This is a genomic window from Paenibacillus sp. S25 (assembly GCF_019454085.1).
GTDB classification, from domain to species: domain Bacteria; phylum Bacillota; class Bacilli; order Paenibacillales; family Paenibacillaceae; genus Paenibacillus; species Paenibacillus polymyxa_B.
Map to the genome: position 1 here is coordinate 2073197 of NZ_CP073683.1, position 18905 is coordinate 2092101.

Annotated in this window: 13 protein-coding genes; 6 read left to right on the top strand and 7 right to left on the bottom strand. The window is 45.3% G+C overall.

Features of this window, described 5'->3' with window-relative positions; all coding sequences use genetic code 11:
- The first annotated feature begins 483 nt into the window (after positions 1 to 483).
- Positions 484 to 1842, top strand: coding sequence for a branched-chain amino acid transport system II carrier protein (gene brnQ / locus KAI37_RS09105; RefSeq protein ID WP_220031102.1), 1359 nt, complete (start codon positions 484 to 486; stop codon positions 1840 to 1842).
- A 15-nt stretch (positions 1843 to 1857) separates the two neighbouring features.
- Here the strand turns inward: brnQ and KAI37_RS09110 are convergent, their stop codons facing one another.
- The gene (locus KAI37_RS09110) at positions 1858 to 2778 is read right to left on the bottom strand and encodes an AraC family transcriptional regulator (protein WP_220031103.1); all 921 of its coding nucleotides are present in this window, start codon (positions 2776 to 2778) and stop codon (positions 1858 to 1860) included.
- Between the two features lie 181 nt (positions 2779 to 2959).
- On the opposite strand from KAI37_RS09110, the gene yicI reads away from it, so the two are divergent.
- Complete coding sequence (yicI, locus tag KAI37_RS09115) at positions 2960 to 5284, top strand: alpha-xylosidase (RefSeq protein WP_220031104.1); 2325 nt, start codon at positions 2960 to 2962, stop codon at positions 5282 to 5284.
- A gap of 144 nt (positions 5285 to 5428) precedes the next feature.
- On the opposite strand, the gene KAI37_RS09120 is transcribed toward yicI, so the two are convergent.
- Entirely contained in the window at positions 5429 to 6382 is a 954-nt protein-coding gene (locus tag KAI37_RS09120) for a serine hydrolase domain-containing protein (RefSeq protein WP_220031105.1), read from the bottom strand.
- Between the two features lie 270 nt (positions 6383 to 6652).
- Between KAI37_RS09120 and KAI37_RS09125 the strand changes: the two genes are divergently transcribed.
- On the top strand, positions 6653 to 8371 hold the full coding sequence (locus KAI37_RS09125) for a methyl-accepting chemotaxis protein (RefSeq protein WP_220031106.1): 1719 nt from the start codon (positions 6653 to 6655) through the stop codon (positions 8369 to 8371).
- Positions 8372 to 8461: 90 nt separating this feature from the next.
- A complete protein-coding gene (locus KAI37_RS09130; protein WP_220031107.1) occupies positions 8462 to 9772 on the top strand; it encodes an MFS transporter in 1311 nt (436 codons plus the stop codon).
- 53 nt (positions 9773 to 9825) lie between these two features.
- Here the strand turns inward: KAI37_RS09130 and KAI37_RS09135 are convergent, their stop codons facing one another.
- The 3 genes from KAI37_RS09135 to fsa all read right to left on the bottom strand — a co-directional run bounded on the left by KAI37_RS09135 (position 9826) and on the right by fsa (position 12330).
- Entirely contained in the window at positions 9826 to 11025 is a 1200-nt protein-coding gene (locus KAI37_RS09135; RefSeq protein WP_220031108.1) for an MFS transporter, read from the bottom strand.
- Position 11026: 1 nt separating this feature from the next.
- Positions 11027 to 11482 carry a MarR family winged helix-turn-helix transcriptional regulator gene (locus KAI37_RS09140; protein WP_071640383.1) on the bottom strand — a complete coding sequence of 152 codons (456 nt, stop codon included), beginning with the start codon at positions 11480 to 11482 and terminating at the stop codon, positions 11027 to 11029.
- 200 nt (positions 11483 to 11682) lie between these two features.
- Positions 11683 to 12330: a fructose-6-phosphate aldolase gene (gene fsa, locus KAI37_RS09145; protein WP_013309811.1), complete on the bottom strand. Its 648-nt coding sequence runs from the start codon at positions 12328 to 12330 to the stop codon at positions 11683 to 11685.
- A gap of 185 nt (positions 12331 to 12515) precedes the next feature.
- Between fsa and KAI37_RS09150 the strand changes: the two genes are divergently transcribed.
- Both KAI37_RS09150 and KAI37_RS09155 read left to right on the top strand, forming a co-directional pair.
- Positions 12516 to 13226 carry a CBS domain-containing protein gene (locus KAI37_RS09150; protein ID WP_220031109.1) on the top strand — a complete coding sequence of 237 codons (711 nt, stop codon included), beginning with the start codon at positions 12516 to 12518 and terminating at the stop codon, positions 13224 to 13226.
- Between the two features lie 22 nt (positions 13227 to 13248).
- Positions 13249 to 13869 carry a TraX family protein gene (locus tag KAI37_RS09155; protein WP_220031110.1) on the top strand — a complete coding sequence of 207 codons (621 nt, stop codon included), beginning with the start codon at positions 13249 to 13251 and terminating at the stop codon, positions 13867 to 13869.
- A 90-nt stretch (positions 13870 to 13959) separates the two neighbouring features.
- On the opposite strand, the gene KAI37_RS09160 is transcribed toward KAI37_RS09155, so the two are convergent.
- Both KAI37_RS09160 and KAI37_RS09165 read right to left on the bottom strand, forming a co-directional pair.
- Positions 13960 to 14958 (bottom strand): polysaccharide deacetylase family protein, encoded by a 999-nt coding sequence (locus tag KAI37_RS09160; protein ID WP_071640388.1) that lies wholly within the window; start codon positions 14956 to 14958, stop codon positions 13960 to 13962.
- 118 nt (positions 14959 to 15076) lie between these two features.
- Positions 15077 to 18772 (bottom strand): non-ribosomal peptide synthetase family protein, encoded by a 3696-nt coding sequence (locus tag KAI37_RS09165; protein ID WP_220031111.1) that lies wholly within the window; start codon positions 18770 to 18772, stop codon positions 15077 to 15079.
- Between the last annotated feature and the right edge of the window lie 133 nt (positions 18773 to 18905).

Sequence of the window (18905 nt, forward strand, 5' to 3'; positions counted from 1 at the left end):
GGAGAAACATAGGGTAGCATCATAATTGTAAAAGCAAGGGGATGAAATGATTCATTTTGCAAGTACAAAGTTACTTGAAACAGTGATCGTATATAGAGTATTGTGTAACGACGAGTTAAGACGAAACCCACTCACCCTAAAGGCACAGGTTATCACTAGGCTCAATAGACATTGCTAACATCCAGATAGAAGTAGGTGCAAATGGAGGATACGGCAGTCTTTATAGTTGCCATGTTTACGTTGATTAAAAACTTTCCTACACTAGTCAGAAGGGGGGAGCGGATGGCTGTCCCTGATTGGTGCTGGTCACTTAGATCGAACTGAGCATTATTTGTGAAAAGCACCAGATTACATACTCTAGGCAATCAGATACCGTTCTTTGGATGCAACAATGGGCTACGTCCCTATTAACATATATTATACAAATTAAAGAGAAAACGAATAAAAACAAAATGTTGTGAATTCGTAGTTGGAGGATTTATTATGTCGAAAAGTGTTTCTGCGTCCTTTATTATCATTATAGGATCAATGCTATTTGCCTTATTTTTTGGTGCAGGGAATCTAATCTTTCCACCTATGCTTGGGCAAATGGCTGGAAAGAATGTATGGATAGCCAATGCGGGTTTCTTGGTTACCGGAGTTGGCTTACCATTACTAGCCGTCACAGCCTTTGTTTTTTCGGGCAAAAGCAATTTGCAGACTTTAGCGAGTCGTGTACATCCTGTATTCGGCATTGTCTTTACAACCATTCTTTATCTAGCCATCGGGCCTTTATATGCGATTCCTAGAACCGGTAGTGTGTCATTTGAAATTGGAGTAAAACCTTTTTTTTCAAACAATGCAGATCATCCTGTCGCACTTTTTGTATTTACTATCCTTTTTTTTGCAGTTGCATGTTTGTTATCACTTAATCCCACAAAAATTATTGATGTAATCGGAAAGTTTTTAACACCCATTAAATTGACATTCATTGGATTACTTGTGATTGTAGCTATTATTCACCCAATAGGAAAGTTCCAAGAACCTGCGGAGGGTTATACATCGAATGTCTTTTTCAAAGGCTTTCAAGAGGGTTATTTAACATTGGACGCTCTTGTAGCCTTTATTTTTGGAATTATCATTGTGAATGCAATTAAGGATAGAGGAGTTACTTCCAAAAAAGAGTTGATGATCATATGTGCCAAAGCGATAGCAATTGCGGTTATACTCTTAGCTTTTATCTATACGTCTCTTTCATACATGGGAGCTTCTAGCGTTGAAAAATTGGGTGTTTTAGGAAATGGCGCTGAGGTGTTAGCTAAGGTTTCCTCCTATTATTTTGGATCATATGGTTCTATTCTATTAGGCTTAATGATTACAGTAGCTTGTTTAACGACAAGTGTGGGGCTTATCACTTCCTGCTCTTCCTTTTTTCATGGATTATTTCCAAAAATCTCTTACAAAAGAGTTGCTCTCATGTTATCTATATTTAGTACCCTTGTAGCCAACATAGGTTTAACACAGCTCATTAAGGTTTCAACGCCAGTATTAATGGCAATATATCCTATTGCTATTTCTCTGATATTTTTAACTTTTTTACATCCCGTATTTAAAGGAAAGTCAGAAGTATATCAAGGCAGTTTGATATTAACCTTTATCATTAGTTTATTTGATGGCTTGAATGCTGCTGGAATAAAAATTAATGTAATTAATGATTTTTTCACTCATCTTCTTCCATTATATAATGTAGGGTTAGGGTGGTTAATTCCCTCTGTTTTAGGAGGCGTAGCTGGCTACATATTTACTAAGTTAAAAGGAAGAAAAATAATTTTAGTATTTATGAAGCCCAAAAAAAATAAATGATTTATCTTATGCATATTAGTCTGTTATATAAGGGACAGCAAGCGCCTGATCTACTTCGTGCTGCTTACGGTACTGCGAAGGGGTCAGGCTGTTCCATTTTTTAAAGGTCGCAATAAAATAGCTTAGATTGTCAAAACCAACATCCAGCGCAATATCAACCACTTTGCGATCACTTTGCTCCAGCAACCTGCAAGCCTTTTGAATCCGATGATAGTTAATATATTCTACCGGGCTTTTCTGAATCATTTGCTTAAAAAAACGGCAAAAATGCCCCTCACTCATTCCAATCTCATCTGCGATCTCCCGTAAACGTATAGGCTCATGAGCATGACTGTTAATATACGCCAGCGCTTTTTTGATCCGTTCAACTTTATTGCGTTGCCCCGCCATAATCACATCCTCTCCGTTAGCGGGGGTCATGTGTGGGTACAGACAGGCGATCATGCTATAGAGCTGCGCCTTGGTCGCCAGTTCATGGGCAGGCGCATTCTGCTCATGGCTGGTGATAATGTGTCGCAATGCAGCCAGCACCTCTTGCTCCCAGGGCTGCACGCCGCGAATGTGAGGGGGAGGAACAAGCTTTTTACTGATAAATGGGTCAATAAACTGCGTTTGCACCGTATCCTGCGTGCGGCTGTGCAGCATGTCGGGGTGAAACACCACCGCAGAAAATACGCAACGAGAGCTTTTTTGTAAATAACCGGCGTGAAGCTCACCACTGTTGACAAAAAGAGCTTCACCTTCGTTCACCTCCGTATAGACCATATCCGTCTGAAATACGGCGCTCCCCTGTTCGACTATGATAAACTCCATCTCTTCATGCCAATGAGACTCCAGTATACTATTTCCGTTCAACTGCTCCACGCTTGGGTATACGCTGACTGGGTACATGGGATTGCCATGAATGCGGTTTTCCCGCAACATTTCTCTTTGCATTTCTATGACTCCTTTTCCGCAAACTGATTTAAATAGAAAACATCAAAATATTGATACAATACGTCAAAATAAACGAAGTAAACCCTTACATAAATCAATATTATTATAGTAAGAATTTCGAAAAAATCCAACAAGCGATTTGGGATTAAGAAAATAAAGATTGAAGCGGAGGAAGAAACAGATGAAATTTACTGATGGCTATTGGATGGTTCGCAAGGGCTATGAAATACAAAATCCTGCTGAAATCCGTGATATTGTGACGGACGATGCTTCCATGACGGTATATGCAGCGACCCACCGGATCGAGCATAAAGGAGATACGCTGAACGGAGCGTTGCTGAAAGCGACCTACAGCTCGCCTATGCCGAATGTCATTCAGGTGCGTCTGAACCACCATAAGGGACGGGTCCATCAGGGACCGAATTTTGAAATTCACACCTTGCCAACAGAGGTAGACATTACGGTGGATGAGGACGTAGCGGTACTGAAAAGCGGCGATCTGAGTGTGCGAGTCGGCCGTGGGAAGAGCTGGGATGTAGGCTTTTATGTCGAGGATCGCAAAGTCACAGGCAGCGGACATCGGGGACCAGGCTATATTACAGACCCGCAGGATCAGCCTTTTTTCCGGGAACAGCTGGAGTTGGGCATCGGTGAGTACGTATACGGACTTGGAGAGCGTTTCACTCCGTTCGTAAAAAATGGCCAGGTGGTTGATATCTGGAATGAAGATGGCGGGACTAGCAGTGAGCAGGCATATAAAAACATTCCATTTTATCTATCTAATAAAGGGTATGGTGTGTTCGTCAACCATCCAGAAAAGGTATCCTATGAGATTGCATCGGAAAATGTATCAAAGGTTCAGTTTAGCGTCTCCGGCGAATCGTTAGAGTATTTTATTATTGGTGGAGCTAACCCTAAAGAGGTACTGGACAATTACACCAAGCTGACGGGTAAGCCTGCATTACCACCAGCCTGGACCTTTGGTTTGTGGCTGACCACTTCGTTCACGACAGATTATGATGAAGCGACAGTGAACCATTTTGTGGACGGGATGGCTGAGCGAGATCTGCCACTCTCGGTATTCCATTTTGACTGCTTCTGGATGAAGGAATACCAATGGTGCGATTTCCAGTGGGATCAAGATATGTTCCCAGACCCGGAAGGCATGCTGCAGAGATTGAAAGCAAAGGGCCTCAAAATTTGTGCATGGATCAATCCATATATTGCGGAAAAATCCATTTTGTTCGATGAAGGCATGGAGAATGGCTATCTGGTCAAAACTGCCGATGGTGGTGTGTGGCAATGGGACATGTGGCAGGCGGGGATGGGGCTGGTTGACTTCACGAATCCGGCTGCAGTCGCCTGGTACCAGGATAAGCTGAAGGTGTTGGTAGATCAGGGGGTGGATTGCTTTAAAACTGATTTTGGCGAGCGCATCCCTACCCATGTGGTATATCATGACGGCTCTGATCCAATGAAGATGCATAATTATTATACGCATTTGTACAACAAGGCTGTATTTGATGTGCTGGAGGAAAAGCTGGGTAAAAATGAAGCCGCGTTATTTGCGCGTTCCGCTACAGCCGGGGGGCAACAGTTCCCGGTTCACTGGGGCGGAGACTGCTCGTCGACGTATGAGTCGATGGCGGAATCCTTGCGAGGCGGTTTGTCGCTTGGTTTGAGCGGCTTCGGCTTTTGGAGCCATGATATTAGCGGCTTTGAGTTAACGGCTGCGCCGGACGTGTACAAACGGTGGGTACAATTTGGACTTTTGTCCTCCCATAGCCGTCTGCATGGAAACGAATCCTATCGCGTGCCTTGGCTGTTTGATGAAGAATCAGTCGACGTGGTGCGCAGCTTTACAAAACTCAAATGCTCGCTAATGCCATACCTGTATCCTTCTGCTGTGGAATCCTCAGTAAAGGGACTGCCGATGATGCGGGCTATGGTATTGGAATTCCCGCAGGACCCAACCTGTGCAACGCTGGATCTGCAATACATGCTGGGAGATTCCATTTTGGTAGCCCCGATCTTTAATAAAGAAGGCAATGTGCAGTATTATGTACCAGAGGGTAAGTGGACAAATTTACTTACGAATGAGAGCGTGTCAGGTGGTCGTTGGGTTAACGAGCATCATGATTTTACAACTTTGCCTGTGCTCGTGAAGCCGAACACACTGTTGGCAATAGGTCATGAGAACAGTCGTCCGGATTATGATTATGCTGATCAAGTGGCGCTTCATTTGTTTGAACTTGGTGAGGGGCAACAGGCTCGAACGATTATCGTGAATACGTCAGGTGAAGAAGAGCTAACGGTTACTGCTAGCCGCAAGGATTCTGTCATTACGGTGAAGGCAGAAGGTGCTGTTAAACCATGGTCGATAGTCCTGCGCGGTATCCACGAGGCTGTTCAAGTGGAGGAAGGCAGCAGCCAGTCGGGAGAACAGGGGGTAATCATTACACCAGCTTCCAGCCGACAGCAAGAGCTTACTATTCACTTAGGCTAGGTAAGGCGCTAGAAAGTGGATGAAGTATGTCATAATGTAGCAATTATATGCAAAAAAGGGCTTGCCTGATCCAATAGGCAAGCCCTTTTTTGATTCAGATTTTTGATAGAGACCAGTTGCAACTTTTAGCTTCGGTATTTTTTCCTATTCATTCTGCTGAAGTAGCAGCGGTACAATATACTGCCGGAAAATATCTACAGGAGTCCGTTTCTTTTTGAATTTATCAGCGGTAACGACAACAACCATGTCATACGATGGGACGACAACAATATATTGCCCACCAAAGCCGAGAGCATAAAAATAGTCCGTTTCAGTTCCTATCTCTGTTTTATCTGAAAAGGAGGAAGTCCACCAGTGCCAGCCGTAAAATGCCTTTTGTGGTTTGGCAGCAGGAAGAAACGGACGGGTTGAATATCGGACTGTCTCTGTTTGGATGATCTGCCGTCCTTCCCAGCCTCCTTGGTTCAGATAAAGCCGCCCGAATTTGAGCATGTCCATCGGCCTGAGATGCAGTCCGAATCCACCCGTATGAGTACCCTGAGGATCGGTTTCCCAATGATAGCTTTCGATACCGAGCGGTTGGAATAATTGCTGCTCGGCAAATTCAGCAACTGTTTGTCCAGAAACATTACGTAGTATGGTGGCCAAAAGTTGAGAACAGCCAGAACTGTATTCCATTCGCGTACCTGGCACATCCGATAATGGCTGTGAAAGCACAAATTGCACCCAGTCTGATGTTTTGCTCATGGTAGGAAAAGAATTTTGTCCGCCAAATTCCGTCCAGTTAAAGCCTGCGGACATCGTCAGCAGATGTTCAATCGTAATATCACGCTTACGAGAATCACTATCTGTGGCCAACTGGGGAAAGAATTCGAGGATCGGCGTCTCCGGTTTCGGTCCCCGTTGCTGGTCCATAGCGATACTAACTAATGCGGAAATCACGCTTTTGGTACAGGAATTTATTTTATAGAGTTCATTAGCAATTTGAGGTTCACGATAGTAATTCATAATCATGTTACCCTGCTGCTCAATAAGGCAGCTGCGGGTTTCCAATTCGTTAAGCACGTGAATAAGCGGTTTGAGTTTCAGACTTTTCATGCAGATCCTCCTTGAGGCTTATGGCATAGCAATACATAGTATATCATTTTAATGGTCCGAAATTCGAAGAGTACAAACTGAAAACAGTTCATTTACTAATTTTGAATTTTTTTGTTTTTTGATATTAAAAAAGATATATATGTTCACTGAATAGACACAAATATATTTAGAAATCTATACACTTTTTCTGTTTCATTCAAAAAAACAATCGAATAAAACGATATATAGTAAGTTGGACATTTTATTCAGAAATAACTGGGGGACCGATTCATGAATTTAACAATTAAGGCCAAAATGATTCTTAGCGCGATACTGATTCCGAGTGTGATTGCAGCTATGCTGCTGACCAATTACATTTTAAGCGTACATAGTGAAAATGAGTACAAGGATATTATGAATCGTGAAGAGGCTATTGCGTATAACTCGAAGTCTCTTCAATTTTTGTTAAACGGCATATCTAATGATGAGCGGGCATATTTGCTAACTCGTGATGAACAGTACGGGCGAGAGATCGGAAACAAGCAAAGTGAAGTTGCAAAGTTGCTACAGGAGACAGAAGCTCTGCTTAATACAGGTAATGAGGATTCTAAGAAAAAGATGACTGATCTCAAGACGGGGATTAATACTTACATGAATCAAGTTCATCGTTTACTGACTACAGCGGGGTATCAGAGTACAAGAGACGATGCTTTCCCGCCATTTTCTGATTTGCTCGATGATTTTGAAAACGAACGGGTGTTGCGTAAGCAACTTGATACCAAGGTAGTAGCCTTTGTCAAAGCTCAAGAAGATATGGTAATGCTGAAAGTACAGCAAGCGCACCAAACGATGACGAATACATCTTTGATTACGAGTATTGTAGGACTTCTAGTTATCATTTACAGTATTGTTCAATCCATCGTTTTGATTCGTTCTATTCGTCCATTACACCATATGAATGAGCAGCTGTTGGAAATGTCTGAAGGTGGGGGAGATTTGCGTAGCCGACTGGATATTACGTCCAAAGACGAAATTGGTATGATTGCAAGCTCCTACAACAAGCTTATTGAGGGGTTCCGTAGTATTATTGTGGACGCTCAGGATACGGCGCGTACATTAACCGTAACCGCAGAGCGGGTTAGCGTAAGTACAGAGGAAATGAATCAGGCCAATCGTCATACTTCCGGTGTAATGGAAGAGCTAGCGGCTGGTATGGAGCATCAGGTCGATGATATTACACAAACTACAGATACCGTAAAAGAGCTAGCCCACGAACTGGAGCATATTGCAGCTACGAGCCAGCAGGTGTATGAATTGTCTGATACAGCCGCTAAAGATGCAGAAGCAGGAGAACAATCTATAGGTCAGGCTATGCGTCAGATGGAGAAGGTAAGCGAAAGTGTAGACAGCTCTGCACGTGCTGTACGTTCACTTAGTGAACAGGCCGAACAGATTGGCATGATTGGAGCTGTTATTACCGGAATAGCCAAACAGACAGGAATGCTGGCGCTCAACGCGTCGATTGAAGCGGCAAGAGCCGGAGAGCAGGGCAAAGGATTCGCAGTTGTAGCCTCTGAGGTAAGAAGATTGGCCGAGCAGGTATCGGTTTCAGCAGCAGAAATCACACAATTTGTGCAAAATATTCAGGAGCATGTTGGAAATGTGGCTTCCAGTATGCAGACAGGGACGGTTGAAGTGCAGTCTGGCGTAGAGGTTATGCAATCCGCAGAAACCGCATTTCGTCAGATTGGAAGTTCCATTCAACTGGTCAGCGAACAGATTCACAGTGTAAATCGGTCTGTAGAACAGATGTCAGGCGGTTCCGAGCGAATGGTGGAAGCAGTAGAACGTATTCGTGAAATAGCAGAGCAGTCGGCAGGGGGAACCCAGAGCGTCAGTGCGGCTGCTGAAGAGCAGCTGGCTTCCATGGAGGAAATTGCATCATCCATTCATACACTGTCTGATATGTCGCAACTGCTAAATGCAAGAGTCGGTGGATTTAAAGTGTAACCGCATAAATCCCCACCAATGTAAACACAATAACATTTGTTGAACGAATCAGAACAGCTGTGTTATTACTTTTGCAAAGGTGGTAACGGGATGCAACAAAATAAAGGGAATCTGCTTGCGTTAGGTTCCATCCCGCTGATGATGACGCTGGGTAATTCCATGCTGATTCCTGTTTTACCGGAAATCGGACGTAAGCTACATGTAAGTTCTTTTCGGATTAGCATGTTGATTACAGTATATGCGGTGGTGGCCATTTTACTGATACCGATTGCGGGCTATCTCTCCGACCGATTTGGCCGTAAGGCGGTGATTGTTCCCTGTCTGATTCTGACTGTGATTGGAGGGGGCATTTCTGCGGCGGGAGCATGGCTGCTTCACGATTCGGCAGCATACTGGACCATTATTGGAGGCCGTTTACTTCAGGGTGCGGGAGCGGCAGGGGCTTTTCCTATAGTCATTCCGCTTGTAGGTGATCTGTACGAGAACGAGGATGAGGCCAGCAAGAACCTGGGCGTCGTCGAGACCTACAACACATTCGGTAAAGTGTTAAGTCCGATCCTCGGTGCCGCGTTGGGAGCAGTTCTATGGTTTATGCCATTGGCAGTAATTCCAGGCCTCTGTCTGATTTCGCTCATTTTGGTGCTTTGGCTGATCCATGTGCCCAAACGTAAGAACCAACCGATTATGTTTCGAGAGTTTGTGGGAAATGTAAAGCGGGTGCTTGCTGAAAAAGGACGCTGGCTCTATGCTATTTTTGCTATGGGCGGTATTTGCATGTTTGTCATTTTTGGCGTCTTGTTCTACTTATCCGACATACTAGAAAGTCGTTACAACCTCCGTGGAGTCTGGAAAGGTTTTGTGCTGGCCATTCCGCTTATTTCCCTCTGTCTGTGCTCTTATGTAGGAGGCAAGATTATCGGTAAGCACAAAAAGCGCATGAAATGGATCGGTTTTAGCGGTTTGGCCATATTGACGATCAGCTTTGCCATTCTCGGATTTTTTCAACATATTTATGCGGTCATTGGGTTGTTTACGTTAGGGGGCGGCGGAATTGGGCTCGCATTGCCTTGTTTGGATGCCCTGATTACGAAGGGAATTGAAAAAGAGGAGCGCGGAACCATTACTTCGTTGTACAGCAGCATGCGCTTTGTCGGGGTATCGCTAGGGCCTCCGGTTGTTTCCTTGCTGTTGGGTCGCAGTGGACATGGTCTGCTCTTTGGAGTGATGGCCGCAGTGGGAGGCATTGCAGCTCTGCTGATGCTGTTTGCGGTCAAACCCAAGCAGGATGAACCCACAGATGACAAATCCAGTGACCGTATGAGTGTAAATGAGGAGCTAACAGGGGTGGCCCGAGAAAAGCCTCTTTCTTCCAAACTAAGAAGCAAAACTCCTGCGAAATAAAGAAAAAACACCCGTTGTTCATGAAACCATGGCAACGGGTGTTGTTGATCCTCTTACCCTTCTAGAGGGACATGCGTCTTAGGCCTACGGCTTGCGACGATTTGTATGACATAGATTAATAAGAATAGTACAATAAACAGCGAGGAAAGACGGTACATCCACGCATAATCACTTGCTTTGGCGATAATGCCAAGCATAAGCGCTCCGGCTGCAATCCCGAAATCGAGGGAATTGAGAAACATACCGTTTGCCATACCCCTCTGTTTAGGAGACACGACCTGAATCATCCAGGTTTGCAGGGTGGGCTGCATGACACCAAACCCGATACCGTAGCAAAGAGCAGACATATACATGAAGACATCACTGTGCGCGTAGGAAAGTAGGATCAGACCGCCAATTAAAAACAGGGAGCCGGGGATGAGCAGTGCTTTTGCCCCTTTTTTGTCATAAATACGGCCTGAGAAGGGACGCACGATAAGCACGGATACTGCATTAAACAGGAAAAAGTAGGCCGGGTGCGCAAGATTTGCTTCATCCCCGTAAAGCGCCATAAAGCCGAGTAACCCACCATATGTGATAGACATCAGCATGTTCAACAAAGCGGGAATCCACAATTTACGGTTAAATGCCGGTTTTCGCCCATCTTCCAAAGGAACCATAGGTGGTTCGATGTGCCCCTTGGGTAGTGTACGAATCAGCCAGTAAGCCAATGGGAATATCACAACAATTACAGCTGCTGTCGTATAGGCAAGCAGGTTAAAACTCCCGTATTGCAGCATCGAAATGCCGATGGTTGGCCCAATCGACATCGCTAGACTGGTGGACAGACTAAAGAAACCCATTCCTTCACCGAGACGTTTGGGCGGGATGACGTCAGAGGCCATCGTTGGAAAGGCCGTACTACTCATACCGAAGCCGATCCCAAATAACATCCGCATGAGCAGAAGCACTGTAATCGTTGGTGAAACACTGTACCCCAGCGTTCCTGCCAATGCAAATAGCAGTCCCACGAAGATCAGGGTACTGCGATGTCCTTTTTCCAGCATACGGGCTGAGAAGAGTCGTGCTGCAATCGCACTTAAAGCGAATAAGGTGGTAACGAGACTCACCTGAACGGAACTGGCGTGGAATGTATTTTTCACATAAGAAGGAATGGAAGATAAGATCATTTGTAATTCCAGAAACAAAAATAAATTGGAAACCGTAAGAACGATAAATTCCTTGGTCCAAAGAGGTTGCTTGCCTTGTTGCATATTAATCGTTCTCTCCTTGTTTTTCTGATTCGGTCATGTTGGCGTGAATTTGTAAAAGAGTCTGGCGGAATTGCTTCAGATCGGCCAAGGAAATTCCTTTTACAAAATCGTGATTGGCATCAAGTTCGACAGGAAGAGTCTCCTCCACCAGCTGTCGGCCTGATTCAGTCAAATGAAGCAAATAGGCCCGACGATCCTGTGGGCTATTCACACGCCGTACCCAGCCCTTCTTGTCCAACAAATCAATAATTCGAGTCGTGGTAGGCTGGTCCTTCACGGCCTTAGCTGCAATTTCTTTTTGATTTAAACCCTCAGCCTGATAGATTTGGTACAGAACCGACCATTGCTCTGGGGAAATATCATAAGGTTTGAGACGCTGCAAGAGCTGCTGACTCATTTTGCGGTGAGTAATCCCGAGCAACATCCCAATGGAACAATCGGGAGGCAAGTTATTCATAGGTACTCCTTTCTATTTCCCGTACATAAATTACTTTGAAATTAATTAGTTGTTATAACAATTATATGAACAACAAGTTATTTTGTCAAAAAAAGTTGTGCAGCGTTTTGGGTTCTGCCATCACTAAAGCAAAACAAAAAACAGCCCGTAAAATACGGGCTGTTTGGGTTGATATAATATCGGTTGCCATGACTGGCGAATTAAGCTTTAGGTACGGTTTCCCAGTCCTTCAGGAAGCGTTCGATACCACTGTCTGTCAGTGGGTGTTTCCACAGAGAAGGGAGCAAGGAACCTGGAATGGTGGCAATGTGTGCACCAGACAGAGCAGCATCTTCTACATGCTTAATATTACGGATGGATGCGGCGATGATTTCGGATTTCAGACCATGAATGTCCAAAATTTGTCTCAGTTCACGGATCAGCTTCATACCATCAACAGCGATATCATCCAGACGTCCTACGAACGGGCTGATAAAAGTAGCGCCAGCTTTGGCTGCCATCAAACCTTGAGCCGCGGAGAAAATCAGTGTTACATTCGTTTTGATTCCGTTCTTGGTCAGCTCGTTACAAGCGTACAAGCCGTCTTCGGTCATAGGAAGCTTGATAACCACGTTCGGTGCCCACTTGGCGATATCATAAGCTTCTTTGAGCATATCTTCAGCCTTCAGACCAATAACCTCAGCACTTACGGGACCTTCAACGATACTGCAAATCTCCTGAATGACTTCCTTGAACACTCGACCTTCTTTAGCGATCAGTGAAGGGTTCGTTGTTACACCATCAACCAGACCCAAACGTTCAATACGTTTGATTTCTTCAATGTTACCAGTATCCAAGAAAAATTTCATTTGATTTCCTCCTCAGGTTTATATAATACATAATACATATCACATGCGATGTACAATAGTTCATTTAAATGTAGCATATTGCACACGTTAAACTTATAATTAGTATGTATTACATTCTTAATTGTGACACATTTTAAATTTGAAAACAAGCAGTGTATGATTAAAATTTGATGAATTGTCGGAAGATGCTGAAATTTAACGATCCATGCTCACTTATAATATATACTACCCCACTCCATAAGGAGGTAATCATTATTCAACTGTCTGAAAGACAGCAGGAAATTGTTGATATTGTCCGGCGTCTGGCACCTGTTACGGGGGATAAAATTGCTGAAACACTGGGACTGACACGTCCGACTCTCCGTTCTGACCTTGCTCTGCTCGTTATGCTCGGGCTGGTGGATGCCAAGCCGAAGGTAGGCTACCTGCCAGGACGTTACCCCAAATATGATAGTCATATCGGCAATATGCTCAAAAAGCTGACTGTGGCGGATATACTTAGTGATCCGATTTTGATTTCCGGTGACACTACCGCCTATGATGCGGTGCTGATGCTGTTTCAGCAAAATACAGGCACGCTGATGGTCACAGGGGAGGAGCAGGAGCTCATTGGAATTGTTACCCGCAAGGATTTGCTGAAGGTCATGCTGGGGCATACCGATCTTCACACCGTCCCGGTGACCATGGCAATGACGCGCCGGGCCCAAATGACGACGCTTGCTCCAGAAGACACTTTACTGGAAGCGATATCGAAACTGATTCGGCATCAGGTCAATTGTCTTCCAGTTATGGACGAGCGATGTAGCTCCTCAACTCCAATTCGGGGGTTGGTAGGGCGGGTTACGAAAACGGACATCATGAACGCCATTCTAAGCTTGACAAAAGAAAAAATGTAAAACATGAATAAGGGGGCCTTGTATGTACTGGTTGGCCATGCTGACGATGCTGATTGACCATGTCGGACTTGTGTTTTTTCGGACGGATCCAGCTTGGAGAATTGCCGGCAGGCTTGCTTTTCCAATCTACGCGTACGCGCTGTATTTGGGATATACTCATACCCAAGACATTCGGAGCTATATGCTCCGTCTACTCGGACTGGCTCTGATTTCTCAGGTGCCCTATGTGCTGGCGTTTGATGTACTTAGACCGAACGTAATCTGGACGCTATTGGCCTCGTTGCTCGCGCTGGCTGCTGCATCCCACTTGAAGCATTGGACGGCTGTAACGGGTCTGTACGTCCTTTCAGCTCTGGTTATGGAGCTCAGCCAGATGGATTACGGAGCCTATGGACTGCTGTTGGTTCTCATTTATCGATACACCCGTTCATACATGATGATTGCAGCCCATTTTGTTTTGAACGTAGTGTATGATATGGTGCATCACGCGAATGTCCAACACTTTAGTCTGCTGTCCAGCATTCTGATCGTATGTTTTGCAACTGGAGAAAGCGGATTTTATAGTCGGGTACCGCGCTGGTTGTGGCGTAGCTTTTACCCGGTACATCTGGCAGTTATCGCGACAATTCGCATCTGGCCCTAATCTACATCTCATACAACAAAAGAACCTTTAAAACCACGACATAAATGGTTTTAAAGGTTCTTTTTTATCCTTCATTAAGCTAGCCAATGTTTAGGATACCTTGTTGGGACCTTGGGCAAAAGGAAGTGGGCGAAGAGGAGCACCTTCCTTCATGTATTGCACCAATACTTCTGGAATATTGTGTATTCCACCTGCGTTGACTCGATAGCCGTTCATTTGCCCTGGCGAGTTAATCCCCCGTTTGACTGTGAATGTAACGTCAATTCCCAAGGAACGGCAAATTTCCAGCGTCTCCTTGGTATACCCACCATAAGGGAAGGCAAGTACATTCTGATCATTGTGTAGATGCTTGAACAGCTTCTTGTCAGCCATGTCCAAGTCGGTATAAACCCGCTGTTTGAACTCATCCTCTGTTTCCATTCGCCCCAGCTTTTTCGAATACACCGGGCCCATCAGAAGCGGCTTTTGTTTGGTGCGCGCTGTGTTGGAGTATCCGTAAGCATGCTGGTCATTGGTATGATTGTAGAAATCAATACCTTCGGCATGCATCTGATGAATTTGATCCCATGTCAGCTTTGGAATACCAATGTGCTTGGGATTGCTGATCGTGGACGTGATGAGAAAATTGGTTGCCGGTACCTGGTACTTTTTCAACACGGGAAAAGTGTCCGTATAAAAGGACTCATAGCCGTCGTCGAATGTCATGAGTACCGCATTATCAGGAACCTTGGCTTTATGTAAAATAAAGTCCGTATACTCTTTCATCGTGATCCAGTGGAAGCCATTAGCTTTCATTTCGTCCAATTGCCTCGTTAAATTACTAAGCTTGAGAGCGCCGGGATCAGGTGGAGTCTTGGTCACCTCATGATACATCAGGACAATGACTTTGTTTTGGTAATAAACTTTATCTGGCGTAGGCGTCAGTGAGAATAAATGGCGCACCAGTCGATCTGCATTAGCTGTACGTGTACGATGAGTCCCTTTAACTGTAGGTGTGTGGTATATGCTACGTGCTTCATACAGCAAAATTCCTAAAATAGCCAACAAACTTATGATTAGCAATGTTCTTTTAAAAAAAGTGTGTTTCATTGAATGACATCCCCCGCATGTAAAAAATTCTGAAAGTATAGAGGTTTAAACTAAATATGAAACTAGCAAAATCTAGTCTATCATACCGAAAACATGCGGGAGAAATATCACAACTTTGTTACCTCTGTGTTGCTTTTACAGATACCGATGAAGAGGTCGGGAAGTAACCGATCTCGACGGCATGCTGGATCATGTTCTGAATAAAATCCAGGTCGGTTGCCGGGCATTGAACGCCAGCTTGTTCCAGCAGAGCTGTGGTTACAGAGCATCCGTAACGGTAAGCTGAATCCTTGGCTCCGTCACCTTCCAGTTGTCCCATAGCAAGGTGAAGTGCATCCTCCTGAATGCCCGAAGACGGATTCAGCAGCCAAGCGCTGTAATCGTCAAAAGGCAGGGTTTCTACTGCGTAACCGAGTTGGTTTACCATAGCGATCAGTTCATCATATGGCAGTGGGTTCGGATTGCAGATATGGAAAATGCGGTTTGCGCTTTTTTGATGAACGGACAGCTCTACGATAGCACGGCTGGCGTAATCAATCGGTGTGAAGTCCGTATGCCAATCGGCTTGTGGCGCTTTGCCCAGCAGCAGCATCGCCTTCATCATACGATAATAAGCATTGCTGTCGATATTTCGCTGGAAGCGTCCGTTGGTCGAATGGGCTGTCAAATTGCCCGCGCGATAGATCGAGACAGGCGTACCCGCTTGAGCTGCTTGGAACAACAGCTTCTCTGCCGCGAGTTTACTGTTGGTGTACAGGTTGTCCACGTTCAATTCGTCTGGGAAGGCAGAAAGCTCCAATGCCGACTCCCATTTTCCTTCGTTTGCAAGATCCTCCGGTATCCCCATAGTGGAGACATGATGGAAGGACACTCCCGACTTGGCTTGGGCAATTTTCAGCAGTTCCAGTGTACCGGTCACATTCGTGCGATCGAAAGCTGCCGAATCACCAAAATGGCGAACGTCAGCGGCGCTGTGAATGATGCCGTCGATTTGGTGCTCCAGCATATGGCGGTCGACGGAAGAGAGACCAAGATCAGCTTGCTCCAGATCCCCATAGACAGCCTTTACCCGTCCTTCGACCAAGCTGGAGATATCTTGTCCAAAATATCCCGTCAATACAGACTGAATACGCTCGATACCGGATGGACCGTCCTGAGAAGGGCGTACCATCGCGTATACTTTGGCTTCTGTCCGTTGAAGCAGGTCATACAGAATGTGCGAGCCCAGATAGCCTGTAGCTCCGGTCAACAAGATCACGCGCAAGTCGCGGACTTCGGCTAAGTCAGATGCACCAGACAACTCAATAGGATGCTCATTCAAGTCCATTTTTTCTTGAGGAATCGCGAGTGGCTTGCGTTGCGGCGTTTGTTCCGCACCTAATTGTTCCACGTATTCAGCAAGCTCACGGACGGTTTTGTAGCGGAAAAAGTCTCCGATGCGCAGCGCACCATAACGCGGCTTTAGAATAGCCAGCACATGAATGACACGAAGCGAATCGCCCCCGATCAGGAAGAAATCATCGGTAGCGCCAATGTTATTTTTACCAAGCACTTGAGTCCATGCTTCGGCAATAAGTGTTTCGGTTCCTTCTCGGAGAGGTTCCCCTCCAAATGAATGATCAGACGCTTCCGGTAGTGGCCGCAGGGCCAGCTTTTTGCGATCGATCTTACCAGTTGGTGAAATTGGCATAGCTTCCAGATGAACGACATGGCTTGGTACAAAATACGAAGGCAGCTTGCCCCCAATATAAGACTGAATAACGTCCTGTGGAATGGATTGTCCATCCGAAGTGGTGAAATAGCCAACTAGCATGTTCTGATCTGTGTGATCTTTGACGGCTACTACAGCGACGTCCTGAACACCTGGATGTTTGGAAAAATGGTCTTCAATTTCTCCAATTTCAATCCGATTTCCTCGAATTTTGAGCTGCGAATCCTTGCGGCTTACGTATTCAATCGTACCGTCTGGCAGCAGCTTGGCGATATCACCCGAGCGGTACATTTTTTCACCCGGAACAAAAGGATTGTCCACGAACGATTGGGCTGTACGTTCCGGCTGATGGAGATAACCATGGGCCAACGCAGGAGTAGCAATGCATACTTCACCCGGAATATTGACAGGGCAGAGCTTGTTATCATCGTTAACGATATATACTTTGTAATTGTAAATCGGTTTGCCGATTGGGATATTGACGACATGCTCAGGCACAGCACCACGGACCCGATGGGTCGTCGTCGCTACGGTGCATTCGGTCGGTCCATATACGTTTACGATGTCGGTATTTGTACCGAATTTGCTTTGGAACGCTCGAACTTGTGAGCCGTACAGCGCTTCGCCTGCCACGGTAACAATCCGTACCTTAGCGAGTTTGCGATAGCCTTCGTCTGACAAATACGTAGATAGCTGATTAAAGAATACGGTCGGCAAAATGGTAATAATCGTCGTGCCTGTACGTGCAATGGCTTCAGCGAATTCTTCAACAGATACACGTTCTTCGGAAGACAGCAAGTACAATTTGGCACCGTAAAACAAGGCTCCAATTGTATCCCAAACGGATGCATCGAAGCTGTAGGTCGCAAATTGGGTCAATACATCCTGAGGTGTAATGTCGCAATCGCGTTGCACGACAGCTCCTAGGTTAACGACACCGCGGTGAGCGATCAGGGCACCTTTCGGTTTGCCTGTAGAGCCGGATGTATAGATGACATAAGCTAGATCATCCGGACTTACATTAACGTTCGGATTGCTTGCAGCATAGCCTGCCAGTGGCCCGTTAATCGCTAAAATTTCTTTTACCGTCTCAATGGAACCGCACAGTTCGGTCGCTTGTTCCATGAGTGCGGAAGTTGTTAAGACAAAAGGAGAACGCGTGTCTTCGACAATGTAGCTACTCCGGTCAGCGGGGTGGGCGGGATCAACAGGTACATATACGCCTCCGGCTTTAAGGATACCAAGCAGTGAAATGACGGTCTCTAAGCTCCGTTCCATGAAGATAGTCACGAATTCACCTTTGGTAAGACCTTTGGATAACAAGACACGTGCGACTTGGTTAGCACGTTCGTTCAACTCACGGTACGTGTACTCTCCAGTGTGTGAAGCAATAGCCGGACGATCAGGGTATTGTGAAGCCGCCTCCTCAAACATACCATGAATAGTTTGGTGCTCAGGATATTTCACGACTGTATTATTTAAAGCTTCGTGAGCAGCTCGATCCGCATCCGATAATATATCAATTGAATTCACAAGTGCATGGCTGTTGGTTAGCGCGCCACGCAAAAGGGTTTCAAAGTATTCTGCGTATCGGACAACCGTTGTTTCCAGCAAGAGTGATTGATCATAACGTATCTGTATTTGATAAGCGCCGTTGTGTTCACTAACAGCCCAGTCCATAATACGGGATTCTACACCGCTGTCCGTAGGCAGATTTGCCGAAAATGAAGTATCTGCTTGTGGTTCCGCAAGGTATGCATTAGGCTCACGGAGCATCTCCTGAAATAAGCCTGCTAGTTCATGAAAAGTCGTTTCCTTTTCGACTGTCAGCGAAGCTGTAAGCAGACCGGTTTGCGGCACAAAAGTAGAAAAAGAAACTTCTTCTTCTGCGGATAGGCGATATACCCATGCAGTATATGCTGATAAGAGCAACGCTTGTTTGTCTTCCGCAGTTTTTTGCTGATTTAATTGTTCCGAGATGGACGCTTCTAACTCTACTTGATAAGTAGAGGATGTATGCTTGCGTTGTATACGTGCATAATCCAAGGGAACTAGGAATGGGGATGGGGTTGTCTGTGTGCTGTTTTGTAGTAATGAAGCCATTACGCTAACCTCCTGAATGTATGATGTTTGAATATAAATGGTAAACTCAGTAAATGCCTCCGATCCCTTCAAATGCATGAACAGGAGGGAGGCATTACTGAATGATTTACTTATGAAATAAACTTTGGAGTCG

Coding starts and splice junctions, on each gene's coding strand:
- brnQ (WP_220031102.1), top strand. CDS start 484: ATGTCGAAAAGTGTTTCTGCGTCCTTTATTATCATTATAGGATCAATG.
- KAI37_RS09110 (WP_220031103.1), bottom strand. CDS start 2,778: ATGCAAAGAGAAATGTTGCGGGAAAACCGCATTCATGGCAATCCCATG.
- yicI (WP_220031104.1), top strand. CDS start 2,960: ATGAAATTTACTGATGGCTATTGGATGGTTCGCAAGGGCTATGAAATA.
- KAI37_RS09120 (WP_220031105.1), bottom strand. CDS start 6,382: ATGAAAAGTCTGAAACTCAAACCGCTTATTCACGTGCTTAACGAATTG.
- KAI37_RS09125 (WP_220031106.1), top strand. CDS start 6,653: ATGAATTTAACAATTAAGGCCAAAATGATTCTTAGCGCGATACTGATT.
- KAI37_RS09130 (WP_220031107.1), top strand. CDS start 8,462: ATGCAACAAAATAAAGGGAATCTGCTTGCGTTAGGTTCCATCCCGCTG.
- KAI37_RS09135 (WP_220031108.1), bottom strand. CDS start 11,025: ATGCAACAAGGCAAGCAACCTCTTTGGACCAAGGAATTTATCGTTCTT.
- KAI37_RS09140 (WP_071640383.1), bottom strand. CDS start 11,482: ATGAATAACTTGCCTCCCGATTGTTCCATTGGGATGTTGCTCGGGATT.
- fsa (WP_013309811.1), bottom strand. CDS start 12,330: ATGAAATTTTTCTTGGATACTGGTAACATTGAAGAAATCAAACGTATT.
- KAI37_RS09150 (WP_220031109.1), top strand. CDS start 12,516: ATGCTGAAATTTAACGATCCATGCTCACTTATAATATATACTACCCCA.
- KAI37_RS09155 (WP_220031110.1), top strand. CDS start 13,249: ATGTACTGGTTGGCCATGCTGACGATGCTGATTGACCATGTCGGACTT.
- KAI37_RS09160 (WP_071640388.1), bottom strand. CDS start 14,958: ATGAAACACACTTTTTTTAAAAGAACATTGCTAATCATAAGTTTGTTG.
- KAI37_RS09165 (WP_220031111.1), bottom strand. CDS start 18,772: ATGGCTTCATTACTACAAAACAGCACACAGACAACCCCATCCCCATTC.